Raw genomic sequence first — 19,336 nt, forward strand, 5'->3', positions numbered from 1 at the left:
TGTTCTCAATACGGCTCATTCCGAAAAATTGCTGTCGAGATAATGAGCCTGTCTCCATCGGCGGTATCTTGCATGGCATCCTTGATCCAGTTGGTGACCATGGGCCATTTGTAGACCACTCGAACCATCATGACCGAAGAACGGCTCCCCAAATTGAACGTCGTAGGTGGTTGGAATTTCTTATTGCTGTCCACAAGCGGCGGTGCACTGGCTAAATCTTTAAACGAAGGATAATTCTTGACTTCGACAAACAAACGATCACGATCGGTGCATAACAAGCCAGACATGCGGTCGCATATGAGATCTTCAATTTTACTCTTGGACATACTCGAAACCTGAGCTTGGCCGGTGCGCACCATACGGGCCGCATCAAAGGTCGCGTTATCCAGCAATTGGCCAGCGAAGAAAATGACACCGAGCTCAAGTATAGCAGAGATAAGGATGAAAAACGGCATCGCGATCATTGCAAATTCAACGGCAGTTACGCCCCTGTTGTCTTTGCTAAAGCCGCGCAGCCGCCGTACAAACCTTTGCCCGTACGCTTTCATTTGCCTGCTCCTGACGCGATTGAGCGCTATTCGTCCTCATCCGATGATCTCGGCAGGCTTCCGTTCTCGCCTAGTGTGTTGCGCATTTCGACCTGTTTGGCGGTGTTTTCGTAAAAGTCTTTTTGGTCGCCAACCCGCATCAGCGGCTCACAATCGGGCTCGCAAGAATACGAGAAGCGGTTGGTATTGCGCTGAACTGTCACCATATTGTCTACAAGGCTGCGAACAACAATCTGGTCATCAACAATAGGCTCTGACTGCTCGTTCAAAACGATCAGATTGGTAACGCCATAGGATTTTCCGGTCACAACGATCGTCATGCGGTCATGTAAGGTAACATCAGCAATGGCCGGATTGCCCAGAATTACCGTACCGGCTGGCTCCTCAATACGGAAAACCTTGGCTTGGTCCAAGAAGACCGACACTTCCTTTGCATGGGCTGAACTCGTGATTCCGCCAATGCCGGCCAATCCAACACCAATGATGAGGGCTGAAAGCCAGCCTGTCTTCACATGTTTGTAGCGCATTGATCCCCCACGATCTTAAATCCGTTGGATTTTACTAGGTATTTAGTGAAGGAAGCGCTAACAATCGTGCTTGCTCTCCTCTCAATCCAGAAGCGCAGGCAGCCGTCGTACAGCCGTTAGCTGGCCAAACTCATTCTTGGCAATTCGTTCCAGCGCCGCATCCAACGGCTCATAGGCCACTGTCATGGTATAGCCATTAGCATGCAGAAGTGTTTGTGGATCAGATAAGACACCCACATGCCCCTTCCAGAACAGAAGGTCGCCTCTTTGCAACTCGGGCAGCCCTGCACTGATGTCCAGTGCACGCCCAGCCGTTGCCTCTTGCATATCCGCATCCCGCAACAAGAGGTGCCCCCCTGTTGCCGCACTGAGTTGAACCAGCCCAGAGCAATCCAACCCGAGTGACGAGCGTCCGCCCCAAAGGTACGGAATGCCAAGCAGGGCTTCCGCCGTCGACACCCAATCATCCTGGCGTGCAGTTATTTCAGTCAGATGCTTGGCAACAACAAATGTTCCATCATGCAGTTCGGCATACGCCAGATCGCGGTTGACGTGCATGCGGGTTACCCGAACCTGAGAGCCAAGAGAGATCAAACCGACTGGCGGGTGTTTCAGTTCTGCCGCCGGATATCGGTAGGTTCGCAAGGCCAACACACGATGCGTCGGCTCGAACGGCGTGGAAAGTGCCGCAGACGGCAACCAACCAACATACCCGTCGGTCTTGTTGCGTCCCCAAGTCCACCCCTCGCGTTCATCAAACGCTTCAAATGTTTCACCATAAAGCAGTTCAGTATCAACACCGGCGCTTTGAGAGGGTTCTGCCCGAAGCGCAACGCGATCCGCACCGATGGCATGAAGCTGCCCATCAACGAAGCGAGCTGCAGAGCATTTACCTTCATACTCACGGGCAGCAACATCGGGGCGCACGGGATGCAGACGACGGTCGAATTGGGACATGCTATTTCCAGTGATTTGTTTGTTGTTCAGCGAGGCAGTGCAGCCGCTTTGTCGACAACGAGATCGCCCAGCCGCTCAAGGTACAAGGCGCCTTCCAACGTCCGGGTAATGATAACATTGCGTCGATCGGCGTCGTCGCGGCGGCGAGACAAGAGTTTCTTGCTGCCCAGGGTATCAAGTGCGCGCGTGATCGCCGGCTTTGTAACACCGAGTTTTTCCGCAAGTCCACGCACCGTATGGGGTGGTGGTTCCATGTAAACGCTCAACAAGATGGCAAGCTGACGAGCTGAAAGATCCTCATCTTCACCGCGCACCAAGGACAGTGTCACATCCTGCCAGAGTTTCAAGGCATGTGATGGGCGCATCTCAATCGGCATTCCAAGAGATCTCGCTTACTCAGAAAGTTGACCATAAGGGCTTGTTTCGGTTCCGTTATGGCAGAGGAAAGCCGGTTCAACAACCGGCTTTCTCATGTAGCTGTGCAGATTACTTGAAACGGGCCTGCAAAAGATCAAAAAGGGCTCGAATTCCCTGTGCTTCACCGCCTTGAGGCTTGATATCCTTTTCAATTGGTGTCCAGCCATAAATGTCAAAATGAACCCAACTCTGGCGGTGCTCCGAAAACTCCTTGAGGAACAAGGCCGCAGTGGTGGATCCCGCAAAGCCTGCGCCAGATGTATTCATATTGCAGATGTCGGCCACCCGAGACGAAATGTATTCGCGATAGGGCTCCCAGAGAGGCATGCGCCACAATGGATCGTTCACCGCCTCGCTGTGAACGGCAATCGTTTCTGCCAGTTCCTCATCGTCGGTGTAAAATGGTGGCAAATCGGGCCCAAGAGCCACACGAGCAGCGCCGGTCAGGGTTGCCATATCAATCAGCAAATCGGGTTTTTCTTCATCCGCATACGTGAGTGCATCGGCCAGAACCAGCCGACCTTCAGCGTCGGTATTGCCCACTTCAACAGTAAGTCCGCGGCGACTGCGCAACACATCGGATGGTCTGAAGGCATTGCTCGATACTGCATTTTCCACGGCAGGAACCAACACCCGCAACCGCACAGGCAGGTCGGCTTCCATGATCATGGCGGCCAATCCCAGCACATTGGCTGCTCCACCCATATCTTTCTTCATCAACAGCATGCCTGATGCCGGTTTCAGGTCCAGTCCGCCGGTATCAAACACGACCCCCTTGCCTACCAAGGTAATCTTGGGAGCATCATCCGCACCCCAACGGCAATCAATCAGCCTTGGCGCGCGGTCACTGGCCTTGCCCACCGCATGAATGAGGGGAAAGCCCTCCTCAAGATCAGATCCAGAGATTACCTGAGTGTGACCCGAGAATTTGGCAAACAGATTTTCGGCGGCTGAGGCGAGTTCCGCCGGTCCCATGTCATTTGCAGGCGTATTGATGAGATCACGCGCGAGTTGCACCCCATTCAGAATCGGCGACAAAACGTCAAGCGGTACTGACTTTGGTTGTTTCAACTGAGCACGCTTGGTCTCCTTGTTCTGATAGGAATTGAAGCTGTAGGAAGCCAAAGCAAAACCGAGAGCAAAGCCGGCCTCGTCTTCAACCCCACCTTCCAAATGAAATGCAGTAGCGGGAGCCTGGCGCGCCAAAGCAGCGCCAGCCTTCATGGCGTTATTGTCCCGGTCGCCCAATCCCAAAAGCGCAATGGCTGACCCACCATCAGAGCCGGGCACAATACACAAACTATCGACAGCCCCGTTAAAGCCTTGCAATGCCGTCCATTTTTCGGCGACGTCCCCGAGTTCAGTCAGTTTGGCGTTGAGCGTTTCACTTGTAACGCCAACAACTGGAATTGTTGTTCCCTTACTTTCTGGTGGCAGAATTGCATTAAGCACCGTTTTTCTCCTGTTTCTGGAACATTTCTTTTGTACGGGTCCGCGGCTTGGGCGGTTTCGGTGAGCGTGAGCACACTAATTCGCCACGATCCGCCCGGCAAGACAGGCACAAGAATAGTCCGATACTAACTTGTTGCAGAACAGTTCGGCATCTGGGTGTTAACGGGTGATTAGGGTTAATGCTTCACTAATTAGTGGTAATTTCAAATCATGCTTATTTTAGGGGCTGACCATGATCAGGATAACGCGCAAGGGGCAATCCGCGATATCAAAGCCGCGTCGGCAGACCATTGTCACGTTGACGGCGCTATGCCTTGGCTTGTCGATCGTGGCCGGGTGCAACACCACCCGCAATGCGCAGGTTTCGGCAACACACGCCACCAAACCCCTCCAGCCGGGAACCCCTGAACTACAGAAGGCCTTGTCATACTGGGGCAACAGCTACGAGCGTAATCCGGCGGACAAGTCGGCCTCCATGAACTACGCTGCCGCATTGCGTATCAACAATCAGGGCACTCAAGCCGAGGCGGTACTGCGCAAGTCCGTCATTGCTCATCAAGGTGATCCGGAAATCGCAGCGGCCTATGGCAAGGTTCTGGCAGAGAACGGCAAACTTCAGGAAGCTCTTGGCGTTCTGGATACAGCCATTGACCCAGCCAATCCGGATTGGCGGATGCTGTCTGCCAAAGGGGCCATTCATGATCAACTGGGTCAGCCGGAACAAGCACGCAAGCTCTACACCCAAGCGCTCCAGATCGCGCCGAATGAGCCAAGTATCCTGAACAATCTTGGCATGTCTTACATTCTGACCGAAGAACTTCCCAAAGCAGAACAAGCCTTGCGCCTTGCGCTTGAAAAACCGGGCGCAACAAGCAGAGTGCGCCAGAATCTTGCTCTTGCCATGGGACTGCAGGGAAAATTCGACCAAGCTATCGCTGTCGCCGAAGCGGAACTGGACCCGGCTCAAGCTCAGGCCAATATCGCCTATCTGCAAGCCATGTTGCAAAAGCGGCTTCAAAAACAACAGGCCGGTTAAGATCTAAAAGGTATCAAGTACCTGAATGATCGCTGGTCCCATGATGACGCAGAACAATACCGGCAAAAAGAACACGATCATGGGAACGGTGAGCTTTGGCGGCAGGGAAGCTGCCTTCTTCTCGGCGAGCTGCATACGTTGTAGGCGATTTTCCTCTGCCATGACCCGAAGTGCATAGCCAAGCGAGGTCCCGTACCGCTCGGCCTGATTGAGCGCAAGAACAGCATTCTTGACCGCATCCAATCCAGTTCTGTCCGCCAGGTTCTGATAAGCAACCGATCGGTCCTGCAGGTAAGAAAGCTCGGCGTTCGCAAGGGCCAGCTCCTCAGAAAGCTCAACGGACTGAATGCCGATTTCCTCGGATACGCGCTTGAAAGCGGCTTCAATCGACATGCCCGATTCAACACAGATCAGCATCAAATCTAGGGCATCTGGCCAGGCCCGGCGGATAGATGTCTGGCGGTTGGTGATCTTGTTTTGAACGTAAATGTTGGGCCCATAAAAACCAATGGCGGCAACAACCATCGAAATAAGAAGCGCAGCGCCGAAGGACAACTGCCCCTTGAGAAGGACCATTGTGTAGAGCATGGCCACAAGCAACAAGAGGATAGGCATGACGATGCGCATGAACAGGAACGTGTAGAGTGGTCCCGAGCCGCGAAAACCGGCCATCCGCAATTTGGCGATTGTCTCTTCATTGGAAAGGAGATCCCGCAGCCGATACTTGTCAACGAACTCCTTCACGGTCTGTTTGGGTTGGTTACGCAGGCTTACGCGCTGTGTTTCCTTTTCTGCTGCCAATCTGGCTCGCTCCTTGGCGCGTAGTTGCTCGCGCTCCAAGGCAACAGATTTCATTCGCGACTTGAGGTGATCGCGCTCAAGAAGCGGAACGACCAGTGTGAATACCGTTCCCGCAACGGCCACCAGGACAAGAAGAGCAATAAGGGTTTCCTGATTGGCTAGCGCAGTCAGACTCATATCCATCCCCTATATGTCGAAGTTGATCATGCCGCGCATGACGAACACGCCGAGGGACATCCAGATCAACGAACCTGCAATGATGACGTTTCCAGCAAATGTCTGAAACAGCACCATGATGTACTCGGGACTGAGAATGTAGACCAGACCGGCGACAATAATCGGCAATGAACCGATAATGCCCGCAGACGCCTTGGCTTCCGAACTGACCGCCTTGATCTTGCCCTTCATCGCCTTGCGATCACGCAGCACCTTCGACAGGTTGCCCAATGCTTCTGACAAACCGCCCCCGGCCTGAGATTGGATTGTGATGACAATTGCGAAAAAATTCGCCTCGGCCACCGGCACTCGCTTCGCCAACGAATGAACCGCTTCAGATACAGGAATCCCCATTTGCTGGGCGTCGACCATACGCGCGAACTCCGTCTTGATCGGTTCCTGCCCATCGGAAGCGATCAGGCGGATACAGTCACTTAACGGCAAACCGGCCTTGACACCGCGCACGATGACGTCAATGGCGTTAGGAAACTCGTCGAGGAATTTCTGCAAGCGGCGCTTGCGCAAGTAGCCAACTACCCAGCGCGGCACACCAAAGAGACCAGTAAACGTGAGCGCAATGACGATCAGCAAGGATTGCCCGAGGCTGTAGGTCAAGAACCCAACGCCCAACCCGAACACGATGCTGTAGAGATAAAACTGCTTCTTGCTCAGATGCAGGCCTGCTTGTGCCATCCATTCCCCGAACGCGGGCTTGTCGGCATGTTTTTTCTTTTCCTGTAGCTTCTGTTCGTGCGCCTTCAATTGCTCCTGGACCGATTTGCGTCGCAACGCACTATCCGTTTTGGCTTGAGCGGCTGCCGCCATGCGCTGGTCTGTGCGTATAACCCGGTCCAAGCGCTGCTCTCTGCATCGTTCCCCTGAAAAAAGAGGTAGAAGTAATGCGTAGAGCAGTCCTCCGACTGCCAGCATCACAAGCACGGCGACAACAAGACCCAACACCTCGGGACGCGCGACAAACTCAGCCATTCAAGCCCTCCCCGACGTCTGAAGCGTCCAGCATCTTGGCCAATCGCTCCTCCTCGCCAAAGTAGCGCGCACGTTCCCACATCTGCGGCCGCCCAATACCAGTGGAACGGTGACGTCCCATGATGCGACCCTGGGCATCTTCCCCAAGCATATCGTAAAGGAAAATATCCTGAGTGGTGATGACATCGCCTTCCATGCCAACCACTTCTGTAACGTGGGTTATGCGCCTGGATCCGTCGCGTAGCCGCGCCGCCTGAATGATCAGGTCGACAGACCCGACAATCATCTCACGCACCGTGCGTGCTGGCAGACTGTATCCCCCCATGGCAATCATGGATTCCATACGCTTGAGGCACTCGCGCGGCGAGTTCGAGTGGATCGTACCCATCGAACCGTCATGACCGGTGTTCATGGCCTGAAGCAGATCGAAAACCTCCGGTCCACGAACCTCACCCACGATGATGCGTTCCGGACGCATACGCAGACAGTTTTTCACAAGGTCGCGCATGGTCACCTGCCCCTCACCTTCAAGGTTTGGAGGACGGGTTTCAAGGCGCACAACATGCGGCTGCTGCAATTGAAGCTCGGCGCTGTCTTCGCAGGTGATGATACGTTCGGACTTGTCGATATACCGGGTCAAACAATTCAGCAGTGTTGTCTTACCCGAGCCGGTACCACCGGAAATGATCACATTACACCGAACGCGTCCTATGATCTCCAAAAGTCCGGCGCCCTCGCGAGAAATACTGCCGTACCGCACCAACTGCTCAAGCGTCAGCTTGTCTTTCTTGAACTTTCGGATTGTCAGGCTTGGCCCGTCCAATGACAACGGCGGCGCGATGACGTTGACACGCGAACCATCGGGAAGACGCGCATCACAGATGGGGCTGGACTCATCCACCCGGCGACCCACCTGCGAAACGATGCGCTGGCAGATATTCATCAACTGTTTGTTGTCGCGGAACTGAATTTCGGTCTTTTCGACCTTACCCTCGGTTTCGATGTAAACCGTATCCGCCCCATTGACCATGATGTCGGCAATGTCGTCGCGCGCCAGAAGCGGTTCCAATGGACCATATCCGAGAACGTCGTTACAGATGTCCTCCAGCAGGTCTTCCTGCTCAGCAATGGACATGACCACGTTCTTGAGCGCAATGATGTCGTTGACGACGTCACGAATTTCATCGCGTGCGTCTTCTGGGCCAAGCCGCGACAATTGCGAGAGATCGATCGCCTCTACCAGCGCGTTGAAGATCGACGCTTTCGTCGCGTAGTAATCCGGTGAGCGCCGTGTGCTGTTGCGCACCTCAGGTTCAGGCTGCGGCGCCGGATTAACAGGCGTTGGTGTCGCTGGCTCGTAGGAAGGCTCGGGAGAGACTGGCGCAGCCGATGGGGCTGGCGGCTCAACGGTATCAACTGACGTGACACCTTGTGCGTCCGACCCGATCGACGACTTGGCCGGCGCCTTGCGCGATTGATCCGCGCTGGATCCACGGCGTCCGAACATTTATTCGCGCTCCCCTCTATGAGACATCAGATTATTCGGCCTTTCGCTTCAACTTGCCGATCAACGACGTAAGCGGTGACGCCTTTCTCGCACGCGCATCGCCTCGGCCCGTCACAGAGCGCGCGATATCTTCAAACAACCCACCCACGGCGTGTTTGCGATCGTATTCACCGATCATCTGACCATTGTTGGAAGCTGTGCCAAACAAACCGGGCTCGAACGGAACACTCGCGAGATTTTGCACATCGAGCGCCTTGCTGAACTCGTCCGGCTTTATTTCCGGTCGCTTGGGCATGTTGACCTTGTTCAGCACCAGGTAGGGCCGCGCATCATTGGGCCGCAACTGCACCAGTGCATCAACCAGATTCTTGGCATTGCGCAGGTTCGCCAGATCCGGTTCGGCAACAACAATGATGATATCAACAGTAGCAAGCACCCGCCGGACCCACGCATTCCAGGTATGCGGCAGATCCAGTACCACCATGGGCGTACCAGTGCGCATGGTTTCTACAAGCTGATCGAAATGGCTCTCAGAAAAGTCATAGGGTTTGTCCAGAGAAGCTGGAGCAGCCAGAAAACTCAGCCGATCATTACACTTGGCAAGCAGACGATCCAAGAATGTTTGATCGAGCCGTTCGGGCGCAGACACCGCCTCCCAAATCCCCTGGAGAGGATCCTGATTGAAGTCCAAACCCGCAGTACCAAACGGCAAATCGCAATCCGCCAGCGCCACGTCCGTTTCAAGGGTTTTGGAAATAACCCAGGAGAGGTTGTGAGCGATCGTGGACGCGCCACATCCTCCCTTTGACCCGATCAGAGCCACCGTTTTGCCCAGAGGTTCGGTTCCCGGTTCAGTGTAGAAGCTGCTCACCGTGGCGATCAACTGATGCACACCAACGGGCCCCAAGAGGTACTCACTGATCCCACGTGAAATCAACGCTCGGTACAACTCGACATCATTGATCTGGCCAATGACCATCACACGGGTACCGGCATCACAAACATCGGCCAACTGGTCCAGTTCGTCCAGCAGCGTTGCGCTGTCTCGCAAGCTTTCAATGATCAACAGGTTTGGCGTTGGCGCATTCTGGAAAAGCTCGACAGCCGCCGCCAGTGTGCCGTGATGAACATCCACATGGGCTTTGCTCATTCGCCGATCACTGGCTGCTTTTTCGACAACCTGCGCTGCGTCCTCAGTTTCACAGAACGCAGCAATGGAGATACGCGGCACCGATGCACTCTCGTAACTCGCAATCGGATTGGTCGTTACTGGCGTTTGCGGCGCTTCCGCCAATTTTTGTTCTGATGCAAGATCTGCCATTAACTCATGCCTTTAAAAAGAAGAGACTCGTGCGCCGACACCCTCTTTGTAGTCACCTGCAGTGATCGCGCCCGTCCGATACTTCTCGTTCAGGCTGCGACGCTGCTCGGCATCGACTGGCGATTCGGCACGTGGCGTCAGAAGGTCAGCCGGATTGTCCACCATGGCAGCCAGATTGGCCTGGGTCGCGCAACCAAAGTTGTCCATATCCGTGTTTTCGGGGCCAGACACCACATTCTCCGGCCATTGCCCGCACCTATGCGGTACCTTCGCCTTCATGCGAGCAAATGACAGGCGTATCGGTGCTGACACATAGCTGTCATTGACCGGGTAGGTGCGCACAACTACCTTTGACGGAGAGACCCCGCCCTTTTTCAATGCCGATCGTATCTGCGGGGTTACTGCCTTGGCCGCGGCCTCGTTGGCAGAGCCCCGTGGCACCAACACCTCAACATACCCGTTGCCCTCCTCGCGCGCCTGCTGACCAAACGCCAGAATGGTCGAGGAAACCTGACGGTTTAGATTTCTCGTTCCACCGGCCAGTGGAATATCGAAATTCTCGGGCTCTTCACTGAGAATAATCGGATGTCGCTTCTGGTAGTCAAAATCAGCCAGCGTCAACCGCTCCTGATCTGCTGTTGTGCCCTGACATGCGGCCAGCACTCCCCCCACCAGGCACAGGATACCGATACGTACTGCTACACCGCGCGCCAATGCGCTTTTTGTGCTCGCAATAAAAGCGTTCATGAGGCCCTGCTCCCTACTCATAGATGTAGCCGATGTCGCCATGGTACCCGCCCTTCAAAGGCACTTCCTTGGTGTTGTAAATGCGGTTCAGCTGATTGAGGAACACGGTTGACGCATCGCTGGGTGGTGCCAGATTGTCTGTCGGGCGCGATAGATCGGCAGTGGCCACCGGTCGCACAACATAAGGTGTCACGAACACCACCAATTCGGTCTGGTTGTTACGGAAATCACGGCTTTTAAAGAGCGGGCCGAGGATCGGCAGGTTCTTCAGGCCTGGCGTTGCATCAATTTCCTGTTTGTAGTCCTCTTGCAGCAGGCCCGCCATCACGAGCGTGCCACCTGATGGCAGCTCCACAGTCGACTCGGCCCGACGCACCTTTAGTGCTGACACAGCGATACCATTGGTGATGCTTACAGCACCGTCGGTTGACAGTTCACTGACCTCTGTCTTGACACGCAGACGAATACGGCCTTCAGCCAGGACTACGGGTGTAAAGTCGAGACCCACCCCATAGGGTTTGAACTCCAAGCTGACCTTGCCATCCTCATAACCTGTTGGAATGGGAAATTCACCACCAGCAAGAAAGCTAGCGTTCTCCCCGGAGACAGCCACAAGCGTTGGTTCCGCCAGCGTACGTGCTATCCCATCGCGCTGTAGGGCGCGTACTTCCGCTGACACAGACGAACCGCCCGCCAAGAAGCCCCCGACAAGACTGCTCTGATTAACCGCAGATGGATTGACATTGAACCCAGGTTCGGTGTTGAAGCCGACACCAAAGTTACCGGTATTGATGGCCCCCGACAAATTGACGCCAAGCTGCTTCAAAACCGTTCGGTTGACTTCTGCCACCGTCACCCGCAACTGCACCTGATCCCGTTCAGCGATAGTAACAGCGGATACGACGTTTTCTGGAGAACCGGCGAAACGCTCGGCAATATCAACTGCCATCTGAGCTTCTTGAGCGTTCAGCGCGACGCCGGAGAGAATGATATTGCTGTTGAGGGACTCAACCTCGATATCAGAATTTGGAAGCAAGCGAGAAATGAGCTGCGCCAAGTCGGTCGAATCCTGCTCAACACGGACCTTGAAGGTGGCAATCTGGCGTCCGCCCTCTCCAAAAAGAACAACAGTGCCCTGCCCTGGCTGGTTACCAAAGATGTAGACCTTCTTGTCCGTGCGAACGACCGCATCGACAAACTCGGGGCTGGAAACGAGAACATCCCGCACGATCCGGGCCGAGTTGACCACCACAGATCTGCCTACCCCAACCGGCAACAATTGCTCTTGCCGGGACAGGCCGTCAATGGAGACCTCCGAGGGGAAGACTGTTTGCGCATGGGCCTGTCCATTGACACCACCAACGGCACCAATCCCCAGAAGCGCCCAGCATGCAACAACCGCCCAGCCTAATAGGCGCGCTTTCCTGTTAAATTTCTGAAGTATGTCCAACACTCTGGTCATGCTCTTACTGCCCACTGGAAGACTGTGAGGTGACGCCGAATTTGACGAAGTTGATCGCGCCCCGTTTCCGTGGAGGCTCCTCGCCTTCCCCATAGACGTCTCGTGCACTGCGCAGCGCCAATGAGAGGCTGCCGACTTGTTGAGCACGCGTCACGATCTCCGCCTGATAAGGTGTCAACTCGAGCGTTGCGGTATTATCCGGTGTCATCGCCTTGTCCTCACGTTCACCTTCGGTGGTCGTATCAATGGCAAGCACGCGAATATTCTCTAAAATGGTCTCACTTAAAAACTGCTCACGAGAACTCGACTCGCGGGTTAGTATGAGGTCCACCTTGTCACCGGGTAGAATGAAGCCACCGGCTGTATTGACCGCTTCTACCGATACAGCAACCGCGCGCTTTCCTTTTGGCAGGATGGCAGAAAGAAAGCCGCTTTCAGTATCAATGATCCGCTCGGTGCGTACTGGCTCGCCCGCAAAGATCGCTGAGCGGGTAATGTGCCCTACCATGTCCTCAAGCGCATTGGGTCTCGCGCTCCGGCGAATGGTGCCATCTGAAACCGCCTGTTTCGGCCAATGCACCCATTCAAGTTGGTCAACCTTGATTTTCTGTCCCAACTGCAGGTCGGTCACCGCAACAAGCACCTCTTCCGTTTCAACGGGTTTTGTTTCAGTGACAACAGGTGCCGGTTCCTGGGAAGACGTCATGCTGAGCACCAACATTGACGCCAGAATGCCTGCAATCAACGCGATACAGAGGACTATTACTCGCGCCTTACTCATGTTCGACCAGCCCTTTCCAACAGGGAAATTTTCGCAATTGGTTAACTGTAAGCTACTTCAAAATGGTCAAGACATGGTTAATTTTATCTAGTATTTGTAGAGAGGGTGGAATGTATAGGCCACTACTCACGGCAGTACACAGGCTGACAAAACATGCAGCGCGCACAAAACTGCGGCATTTTACTATTCGTTAATACTTGAGAGGCGATTTCACATCCCTGAAAGCTGAGAGATCTGCTCAAACCAAAAACTGGAGCCATAAACCTGAAGGGCCGCAATCGCGATTGCAATGCCATAGGGCACGCCGGATTCCCGTCTATGGAGCCTGGAAATCCATGTTTGCCGCTCCAAAGCCAAGGGCAACATGGGCCAGGATCGAAAGGCAAGGACGGCAAGCGTCAGCACACCACCATAGACCGCCATCAAAAGCAGAAACTCAACAGAAGCAACCGAGTAACCGAGCCAAAGCGCAACGCATGCCGCAAATTTGGCATCGCCTCCCCCCATTACGCCCAGCGCGAACAGGCCGAACCCTGCAGCAAGAACAACCAGAGCGGTCAGGATATGGGCCCCGATCGCCGTTAAGGGCATGCCAATGGCCAACGCCATGACGGCGAAACCAGCAACCAGAATGATCGATAGGTAGTTTGGTATCGTCATCGTGAACAGATCGCTGATCGCAGCGAAAATCATGAGAAGGGGAAAGAAAACCAACAAAGCAGCAGCAAGCATCGATGAATCCATTGCAGAAAAAGCCCATAAACAACTAATGGGTAAAATTGCAAATATCGGATTAACGTTGCAGCGTCTTGCGTTCGCCGTGTCAGCGATCGGGCGCCAACATCGCATCCAGACTATCGGTGGATTGTTGTATCGTATCTGAAGCGACAGGTCGGGACTCATGTGGGCCTTGTTGATTGAGCCCAGTCATTGTGATGAGTGCAAGTGCGATGACACCACCAATGAGCGCATACTCAATGGGGCTGCTCCCACGACGATCTTTCAGGAATGCTTTGAGGTTTAAACGCATGCTGCACCGTTTTATGGAGAGCATGCGTTTTGAGTGTTAGCAGCCTGTAAAAATCCCTCGGGGATGTAAAGGACAGGTCTGTTTTTCGTTGGTCTCGCTTAATAACCGGTTTTGCGATCGACGACGTTTTGAAGCGGAAGGCCCTGCTCGTATCCTCGAATTTGGCCAGCAATGTAGTCTGACAAAGCTTCGGGGTCACTTTCAGCCGCTACGTGGGGAGTGATCACACAGCCCGGCGCATCCCATAAGGGGCTGTCTTCGGCGAGAGGCTCCGTCTCGAACACGTCAAGGCTTGCGCCGCGAAGCGCGCCGGATGTCAGCATCTCCGCAATGTCTGCTTCATTTTGCGTTGCACCTCGACCGGCGTTGATGTAGACGGGCGCTCCATGAACACCGTTCTTGGCCAACTTGCTCAACACGGCTCGATCAACAAGACCCTTGGTATCGGGCGTTAGAGGCAACAAGTTCACCAAAATGTCGGTACCTTGCAAAAACTCCTCAAACCGATCTTCACCTGCATAACACTTGACGCCTTCGATCACCTTGGAGCGACGCGACCAACCAGCAACCTGAAAACCAATACGGGCTAGTGCGCGCGCCGCGTCCCCACCGAGTTCACCAAGTCCCAGAAGGCCGACACGCACTTTCGAGGCTTGAGGCTGAGCATGAGCCTTCCACAAGTGCTCGGCTTGCTGTGCATCGTAGGTCAAGTGATTGCGATGATGTAGAAGCACCTGAAAAACGACCCACTCTGTCATGCGTGTGGTCAGGCTTGGATCAACAATGCGCACCAAAGGGGCCTCTGGTAGGTTAGGCATCTTGATCAGGTGATCCACACCCGCACCCAGTGAGAACACAACCTTCGGCTGCGGCACCTCATCGAAAGCTGAGGGGTCCGGCTTCCAAGCAAGCATATAGTCTACCTTGCCGTCCAAAGGTTCCCCCTTCTTCCAAATCTGGACGGAATGGTCTGGCAAGCGGACCTTCATTCGGTCTGCCCACGCTTCCGCGTTGAAGTTGGTTACAGCGATGACTATCGACATTACGTGTATTCCTAGTGTGGTTGGAGAGGTGTCGCTGGACTGACCAAGTTCTAATCCTCAAATTGAGCCATGGATTGGCGATGGCGGTTCACCACCAGACGCGTAACATCGGGGCGACAGTAGTGGCCGGCCAAATCAAGGTTCTGCCGCTCTCCACGCACCTTGGCATGATCCAGAACAGCGGTGACAAGAACCTCTTCGCCCACTTGCGGTTCAACAAGCCATGTCCCATCCGGCGCGGCAATACAGGAGCCACCGTTGGCCATGAACGGCTCACCGTCGGCCAGTATCTCCTCACGGGCGGGCGTTTTCTCGGGACAGTCTTCCGGGCGCATCAAACCGGATACCGACAGGACGTAGCTCCGGCTTTCCTTGGCGATGAAACGTGTCGTATCCTCAGTATTGTGAAGGCCACCCGGCCAAACGGCCACATGCAGGTCTTCTCCTTGAGCGTAAAGGGCTGACCGTGACAGAGGCATCCAATTCTCGTAGCAATTCAGCCCCCCTACCGTAAACGGAGCCAGGTCGTGCACCTGAAGGCCGTTGCCATCCCCTTGGGCCCACACCAACCGCTCTTCATAGGTCGGCTGCAACTTGCGATGGACAGATCTGATCTGTCCGTCACGATTGATGTAGACGAGGGAGCAATAAAGACTGTGCCCGCTGCGGTCTGGAGCACGCTCCATTATGCCAAGATAAACGGCGGTTCCGCCAGACCGAGCGGCATCGCAAACGCCATCGAGATCGCCACGTTCAATCACCACGGCTTGATCCACGTAGTTGGCGTAAAGCGCTTTTTGCTTTGCATCATTGAACCGGGCGCCGTCCGTACGTTCCACCCAAAACGGATATCCCGGCACCAATGCCTCGCCAAATACCGTCAACTGGCAATTCTGCTCGGCGGCTTGATCGATACCGTCGATGACCTTGTCCAGTGTGCCGGCACGATCCAGCCATATGGGTGCAATCTGAGCCAGACCGACAGTCAGTTGATCCGCAGAGCGGCCACTTTCGGTCAAATGTGTCTTGTCGATAAGTTGCATGAAAACTGCCCTTACACTGCAAACAATGCTTCGCTGGATTTGAAACCCTTGAATTCAAGAGCATTTCCAGACGGATCCATAATGAAAAATGTTCCCTGCTCGCCCGGCTCACCTGCAAACCGCGTTTTCGGCTGCATGATCCACTGAACTTCCTCATGGGACTGAAGGCGCGTGGCCAATTGCTGCCATTGATCCATGGTCAACACCACCCCGAAATGCGGGATGGGTACCGCATCGCCATCCACCTGACCCGAATTCGACAACTCTCCAGTGGTTTTGGGACGCAGATGCGCCGAGAGCTGATGCCCATACAAATCGAGGTCGACCCATGCACCGGGGCTTTCACGACCGATCCGACATCCAAGGCACCTTTGATAAAACTGCTTGGTGGCCTCCAGATCAGTCACCGGGAAAGCCAGATGGAAAGGCTGAACCATAAATTCCTCCACAAATCTATGGGGAACACCTTATATGGTTCGCTTCATAGGTGTAAGCGGGTATTTTGTGCGTGCGATGCCTCAAAACGCGGCGACCCGAACGGAGACTTTATGTTCGATAGCTCTCGAAAAAGGACGGGAGTTCATCCTCATCCAGAGGTCTGCCAGCTACCGAACCGCGCTGTGGCTTCACAGAGCCTTCGCTGTTTGCGGTGTCATCCCCGGCTCCCAAACCCAGATCCACAATCACTTGGCCACGCTTTTGAATTTTGTCGCTGGAAATCATGACCTGATCGAGATCCCGACTTGTTTGACTGAAATGGCTCTGGAGTTTTCCTGCGCGCTCGGTCAGTCGGCCGACATCTTCCATCAGCCGCGCCACCTCTTTTTGAATGACGTGTGCCTGCTCGCGCATACGCGCATCGCGCAATACGGACTGAACAACTTGAACAGACAGCATGAGCAATGACGGCGAGACGATCACCACACGCGCTTTGTAGGCTCGTTGCACTAAATCCTCAAAATGCTCATAAATGTGCGCGAAAACGCTCTCCGACGGCACAAACATCAGCGCCGTTTCCTGTGTCTCGCCATTGATGAGGTATTTTTGACTGATATCGTCAATATGCTTGGCGATATCCTTTCTGAACCGAGCCGCAGCTTGCTTGTTCTCTTCCACGCTGTTCGCCTGTTGCAACGCCTCGAAAGCCTCCAATGGAAACTTGGCATCAATGACCAGGGGCGGGGCACCTGACGGCATGTGGATCAGACAGTCGGGGCGGGCATTATTGCTCAGAACAGCTTGGAACGAATAGTTGGAGGGTGCCAAGGCATCTTCAATGATGGCTTCCATACGCCCTTGTCCGAAGGCCCCGCGAGACTGTTTGTCAGAAAGCACCTGCCGCAATCCGGTCACTTCGCCAGCCAGGTCACCCATTGTTTTTTGCGCTTGGTCTAAAAGAGCGAGACGTTCATGAACTGCTTGAAGGCTCTCGTGTGTGTGTTTGGAGCTTTGCAACATGGACGAGCCGAGACTCTTGCCAACGCCGTCCAGACGTTCATTCACCACCCGCAACAGGTCGGCCTGACGGGATCCGAAGATCTCAGCCATAGTCTGCATGCGACCAGTCATCTCTGACTGGCTTTTGGCCAATTGTGCCAGCATGGCCTCCATCTCCTCTGCCCGCCGTGTTGCCAAGGCGCTTTCACGCTCGGCCAAACCAGCTCTACGACGCGCACGAAAGGCAGCCCATAGCGCCAAAAGACCGCCAAAAAAGACCGCTGTGGCAACAAGTTGCTCAAAAGAAACAGGCAGGGAGGCAAGGCTCGTAACGATGTCGTGCAGCATGAAACAAACATAGAACGATTCTGCTGCAAGAACCATTCGCTGATCTGGCAGAACCTTCGGTCACGCACAGATCAGCAATGGCATTTTCCAATATGCAGGAGAGCCTATCGCCCGCCCGACACATCCAGGATGGCACCAACACAATACGAGGACTGCTCTGACAGGAACCACAAAATTGCTTCCGCAATTTCGTTGGGCTCAGCAACCCGGTTGATGGGAACCGTGGGGGCGAGAGTGACAATACGCTCTGGATCCCCGGTACTTGCATGCAGATCCGTGTCCGTCAAACCGGGACGCACGCAGTTCACGCGGATGCCATCTGAGGCCACTTCCTTCGCCAAACCTTTGGTAAAAGAGTCGATTGCGCCCTTGCTGGCCGCATAATCGACGTTTTCACCCGGTGCGCCATGAACCGACGCGACGGAACTTAAATTGACGATGGAACCACCATGGCCACCGTTGGTCCGCGACATTCGGCGTACGGCTTCCTTTGCACAGAGAATCGAGCCGAGAACATTGATGCGGAACACTCGTTCAAGGCGAGCAAATTCCATGCTTTCAAGACGCATGTTCGCGCTCATGATGCCAGCACAATTCACCAGTCCCGTGATCGGACCCAGTTCCTGTTCACAGCGATCGAACATACGGGAGACCTCGTCTTCCCGACTGACATCCGCCTGGAAAGCAATGGCCATACCGCCGTTTTCGCGAATTTTTGCAACAACTTGTTCGGCTGCTTCTTCGTTGGCCGTATAGTTTACACATACATGGTATCCGCGCTTTGCAGCCTCCAAAGCTGTTGCTGCGCCAATCCCCCGACTTGCACCCGTAACGACGACAGTTCCTAAAGACATATGTATCTTATCCTCCTGTTGTTTTTGATTTGGGAGCCCTTCGGGCGGACGCAGTGTGGCCAACACACCGTTCTATGTCCATGGTTTGACCCAATATTTATCTTCTCAGCTCGCCAAATGTCTCGTTGACGAGCAAAGGTTAATCCCATATCTGAAAGCTATGACGACACGCGAGATAGTTATTCTGCCAGACTCTGTTCTGCGCCAAAAATGCCTCCCGATCGAGGAGGTCGACGATGAGGTCCGCAAGCTGGCGGACGATATGCTAGAGACCATGTATGCGGCACCGGGTATCGGTTTGGCCGCAAGCCAGATTGGTGTGCTTAAACGCATCTTTGTGATGGATGTAGCCGAGCGCGCCGAGGGTGAGGAAGACAAAAAGGAACCCATGGTTTTCATCAACCCCGAGATTACCTGGTTCTCAGAGGAAAAGGCGCCCTATCAGGAAGGCTGCCTTTCCATTCCTGATGTGTACGAGGAAGTGGAACGGCCCACGGCTATTACGGTCAAGTATCTCGACCGGGATGGGAAACAGTGCGAACTCAACGCCAATGGCTTGATGGCGACTTGCATTCAACACGAGCTTGACCATTTGGACGGTGTACTTTTCATTGACTATCTCTCCCGCCTCAAGAAGGGGCGGATCATGAAAAAGTTTCAAAAGGCTGCGAAAATTCGCGCCTAAACACCTCCACCATTGCAGACGTGTCCCACGGCGCCTTTGGCGCCGTTTTTTTGTTGGCATGCGTGTTTGACAGTTTGATATCAGCGGTTTCCTTCAAACCTGATCCCCGTTAAGACTGGGCACACAACCAAGCGACT

General features: G+C 54.3%; 21 protein-coding genes. 2 read left to right on the plus strand and 19 right to left on the minus strand.

Going from position 1 to position 19,336, the window contains the following annotated elements; translation table 11 throughout:
* Nucleotides 1-5 precede the first annotated feature (5 nt).
* The 5 genes from G512_RS0111065 to G512_RS0111085 form a co-directional block, all read right to left on the minus strand.
* Entirely contained in the window at nt 6-548 is a 543-nt protein-coding gene (locus G512_RS0111065; protein ID WP_028481773.1) for a TadE/TadG family type IV pilus assembly protein, read from the minus strand.
* A gap of 26 nt (nt 549-574) precedes the next feature.
* Nucleotides 575-1,075, minus strand: coding sequence for a pilus assembly protein N-terminal domain-containing protein (locus G512_RS20840; protein ID WP_036489567.1), 501 nt, complete (start codon nt 1,073-1,075; stop codon nt 575-577).
* Between the two features lie 81 nt (nt 1,076-1,156).
* Entirely contained in the window at nt 1,157-2,032 is an 876-nt protein-coding gene (locus G512_RS0111075) for a C40 family peptidase (RefSeq protein WP_036489569.1), read from the minus strand.
* 26 nt (nt 2,033-2,058) lie between these two features.
* A complete protein-coding gene (locus tag G512_RS0111080) occupies nt 2,059-2,409 on the minus strand; it encodes a MarR family transcriptional regulator (protein WP_028481775.1) in 351 nt (116 codons plus the stop codon).
* Nucleotides 2,410-2,518: 109 nt separating this feature from the next.
* Nucleotides 2,519-3,901, minus strand: coding sequence for a leucyl aminopeptidase family protein (locus G512_RS0111085; RefSeq protein ID WP_051269235.1), 1,383 nt, complete (start codon nt 3,899-3,901; stop codon nt 2,519-2,521).
* A 232-nt stretch (nt 3,902-4,133) separates the two neighbouring features.
* On the opposite strand from G512_RS0111085, the gene G512_RS0111090 reads away from it, so the two are divergent.
* A complete protein-coding gene (locus tag G512_RS0111090; RefSeq protein WP_051269237.1) occupies nt 4,134-4,937 on the plus strand; it encodes a tetratricopeptide repeat protein in 804 nt (267 codons plus the stop codon).
* 3 nt (nt 4,938-4,940) lie between these two features.
* On the opposite strand, the gene G512_RS0111095 is transcribed toward G512_RS0111090, so the two are convergent.
* The 14 genes from G512_RS0111095 to G512_RS0111160 all read right to left on the minus strand — a co-directional run bounded on the left by G512_RS0111095 (nt 4,941) and on the right by G512_RS0111160 (nt 18,514).
* Nucleotides 4,941-5,915: a type II secretion system F family protein gene (locus tag G512_RS0111095; protein WP_028481778.1), complete on the minus strand. Its 975-nt coding sequence runs from the start codon at nt 5,913-5,915 to the stop codon at nt 4,941-4,943.
* Between the two features lie 9 nt (nt 5,916-5,924).
* Nucleotides 5,925-6,941 (minus strand): type II secretion system F family protein, encoded by a 1,017-nt coding sequence (locus G512_RS0111100; protein ID WP_036489573.1) that lies wholly within the window; start codon nt 6,939-6,941, stop codon nt 5,925-5,927.
* Nucleotides 6,934-8,448 (minus strand): CpaF family protein, encoded by a 1,515-nt coding sequence (locus G512_RS0111105; RefSeq protein ID WP_028481780.1) that lies wholly within the window; start codon nt 8,446-8,448, stop codon nt 6,934-6,936. Before G512_RS0111105 ends, G512_RS0111100 begins: the two co-directional genes overlap by 8 nt.
* A gap of 31 nt (nt 8,449-8,479) precedes the next feature.
* On the minus strand, nt 8,480-9,769 hold the full coding sequence (locus tag G512_RS20845) for an AAA family ATPase (RefSeq protein ID WP_143181365.1): 1,290 nt from the start codon (nt 9,767-9,769) through the stop codon (nt 8,480-8,482).
* A gap of 12 nt (nt 9,770-9,781) precedes the next feature.
* The gene (locus G512_RS0111115) at nt 9,782-10,516 is read right to left on the minus strand and encodes a CpaD family pilus assembly protein (RefSeq protein WP_081657455.1); all 735 of its coding nucleotides are present in this window, start codon (nt 10,514-10,516) and stop codon (nt 9,782-9,784) included.
* Between the two features lie 13 nt (nt 10,517-10,529).
* Complete coding sequence (locus G512_RS0111120) at nt 10,530-11,978, minus strand: type II and III secretion system protein family protein (RefSeq protein WP_081657456.1); 1,449 nt, start codon at nt 11,976-11,978, stop codon at nt 10,530-10,532.
* 4 nt (nt 11,979-11,982) lie between these two features.
* A complete protein-coding gene (gene cpaB / locus G512_RS0111125) occupies nt 11,983-12,759 on the minus strand; it encodes a Flp pilus assembly protein CpaB (protein WP_028481783.1) in 777 nt (258 codons plus the stop codon).
* Between the two features lie 210 nt (nt 12,760-12,969).
* A complete protein-coding gene (locus G512_RS0111130) occupies nt 12,970-13,491 on the minus strand; it encodes an A24 family peptidase (protein WP_028481784.1) in 522 nt (173 codons plus the stop codon).
* A gap of 91 nt (nt 13,492-13,582) precedes the next feature.
* A complete protein-coding gene (locus tag G512_RS22970) occupies nt 13,583-13,789 on the minus strand; it encodes a Flp family type IVb pilin (RefSeq protein WP_036489577.1) in 207 nt (68 codons plus the stop codon).
* Between the two features lie 98 nt (nt 13,790-13,887).
* Entirely contained in the window at nt 13,888-14,832 is a 945-nt protein-coding gene (locus tag G512_RS0111140) for a 2-hydroxyacid dehydrogenase (RefSeq protein WP_028481785.1), read from the minus strand.
* Between the two features lie 50 nt (nt 14,833-14,882).
* Nucleotides 14,883-15,875: a carbon-nitrogen hydrolase family protein gene (locus G512_RS0111145; RefSeq protein ID WP_036489580.1), complete on the minus strand. Its 993-nt coding sequence runs from the start codon at nt 15,873-15,875 to the stop codon at nt 14,883-14,885.
* An 11-nt stretch (nt 15,876-15,886) separates the two neighbouring features.
* Nucleotides 15,887-16,312: a VOC family protein gene (locus G512_RS0111150; protein WP_028481787.1), complete on the minus strand. Its 426-nt coding sequence runs from the start codon at nt 16,310-16,312 to the stop codon at nt 15,887-15,889.
* Nucleotides 16,313-16,421: 109 nt separating this feature from the next.
* Nucleotides 16,422-17,696, minus strand: a complete 1,275-nt coding sequence (locus G512_RS0111155; RefSeq protein ID WP_028481788.1) for a DNA recombination protein RmuC — start codon at nt 17,694-17,696, stop codon at nt 16,422-16,424.
* Nucleotides 17,697-17,764: 68 nt separating this feature from the next.
* Nucleotides 17,765-18,514 carry an SDR family oxidoreductase gene (locus G512_RS0111160; protein WP_028481789.1) on the minus strand — a complete coding sequence of 250 codons (750 nt, stop codon included), beginning with the start codon at nt 18,512-18,514 and terminating at the stop codon, nt 17,765-17,767.
* A 160-nt stretch (nt 18,515-18,674) separates the two neighbouring features.
* Here G512_RS0111160 and def point away from each other — a divergent pair, with 160 nt between their 5' ends.
* Complete coding sequence (gene def, locus G512_RS0111165; protein WP_028481790.1) at nt 18,675-19,199, plus strand: peptide deformylase; 525 nt, start codon at nt 18,675-18,677, stop codon at nt 19,197-19,199.
* The last annotated feature ends 137 nt before the right edge of the window (nt 19,200-19,336 follow it).

The sequence above is a fragment of the Pseudovibrio exalbescens DSM 16456 genome (assembly GCF_000422785.1).
Classification (GTDB): Bacteria; Pseudomonadota; Alphaproteobacteria; order Rhizobiales; family Stappiaceae; genus Pseudovibrio; species Pseudovibrio exalbescens.

Excerpts from the sequence above, each read along its gene's own strand:
- G512_RS0111150 (WP_028481787.1), bottom strand. The coding sequence starts at position 16,312 with ATGGTTCAGCCTTTCCATCTGGCTTTCCCGGTGACTGATCTGGAGGCC.
- G512_RS0111065 (WP_028481773.1), bottom strand. The coding sequence starts at position 548 with ATGAAAGCGTACGGGCAAAGGTTTGTACGGCGGCTGCGCGGCTTTAGC.
- G512_RS22970 (WP_036489577.1), bottom strand. The coding sequence starts at position 13,789 with ATGCGTTTAAACCTCAAAGCATTCCTGAAAGATCGTCGTGGGAGCAGC.
- G512_RS0111130 (WP_028481784.1), bottom strand. The coding sequence starts at position 13,491 with ATGCTTGCTGCTGCTTTGTTGGTTTTCTTTCCCCTTCTCATGATTTTC.
- G512_RS0111100 (WP_036489573.1), bottom strand. The coding sequence starts at position 6,941 with ATGGCTGAGTTTGTCGCGCGTCCCGAGGTGTTGGGTCTTGTTGTCGCC.
- G512_RS0111155 (WP_028481788.1), bottom strand. The coding sequence starts at position 17,696 with ATGGTTCTTGCAGCAGAATCGTTCTATGTTTGTTTCATGCTGCACGAC.
- G512_RS20840 (WP_036489567.1), bottom strand. The coding sequence starts at position 1,075 with ATGCGCTACAAACATGTGAAGACAGGCTGGCTTTCAGCCCTCATCATT.
- G512_RS0111115 (WP_081657455.1), bottom strand. The coding sequence starts at position 10,516 with ATGAACGCTTTTATTGCGAGCACAAAAAGCGCATTGGCGCGCGGTGTA.
- G512_RS0111090 (WP_051269237.1), top strand. The coding sequence starts at position 4,134 with ATGATCAGGATAACGCGCAAGGGGCAATCCGCGATATCAAAGCCGCGT.
- G512_RS0111095 (WP_028481778.1), bottom strand. The coding sequence starts at position 5,915 with ATGAGTCTGACTGCGCTAGCCAATCAGGAAACCCTTATTGCTCTTCTT.
- G512_RS0111075 (WP_036489569.1), bottom strand. The coding sequence starts at position 2,032 with ATGTCCCAATTCGACCGTCGTCTGCATCCCGTGCGCCCCGATGTTGCT.
- G512_RS20845 (WP_143181365.1), bottom strand. The coding sequence starts at position 9,769 with ATGGCAGATCTTGCATCAGAACAAAAATTGGCGGAAGCGCCGCAAACG.
- G512_RS0111120 (WP_081657456.1), bottom strand. The coding sequence starts at position 11,978 with ATGACCAGAGTGTTGGACATACTTCAGAAATTTAACAGGAAAGCGCGC.
- cpaB (WP_028481783.1), bottom strand. The coding sequence starts at position 12,759 with ATGAGTAAGGCGCGAGTAATAGTCCTCTGTATCGCGTTGATTGCAGGC.
- G512_RS0111105 (WP_028481780.1), bottom strand. The coding sequence starts at position 8,448 with ATGTTCGGACGCCGTGGATCCAGCGCGGATCAATCGCGCAAGGCGCCG.
- G512_RS0111145 (WP_036489580.1), bottom strand. The coding sequence starts at position 15,875 with ATGCAACTTATCGACAAGACACATTTGACCGAAAGTGGCCGCTCTGCG.
- G512_RS0111080 (WP_028481775.1), bottom strand. The coding sequence starts at position 2,409 with ATGCCGATTGAGATGCGCCCATCACATGCCTTGAAACTCTGGCAGGAT.
- G512_RS0111140 (WP_028481785.1), bottom strand. The coding sequence starts at position 14,832 with ATGTCGATAGTCATCGCTGTAACCAACTTCAACGCGGAAGCGTGGGCA.
- G512_RS0111160 (WP_028481789.1), bottom strand. The coding sequence starts at position 18,514 with ATGTCTTTAGGAACTGTCGTCGTTACGGGTGCAAGTCGGGGGATTGGC.
- def (WP_028481790.1), top strand. The coding sequence starts at position 18,675 with ATGACGACACGCGAGATAGTTATTCTGCCAGACTCTGTTCTGCGCCAA.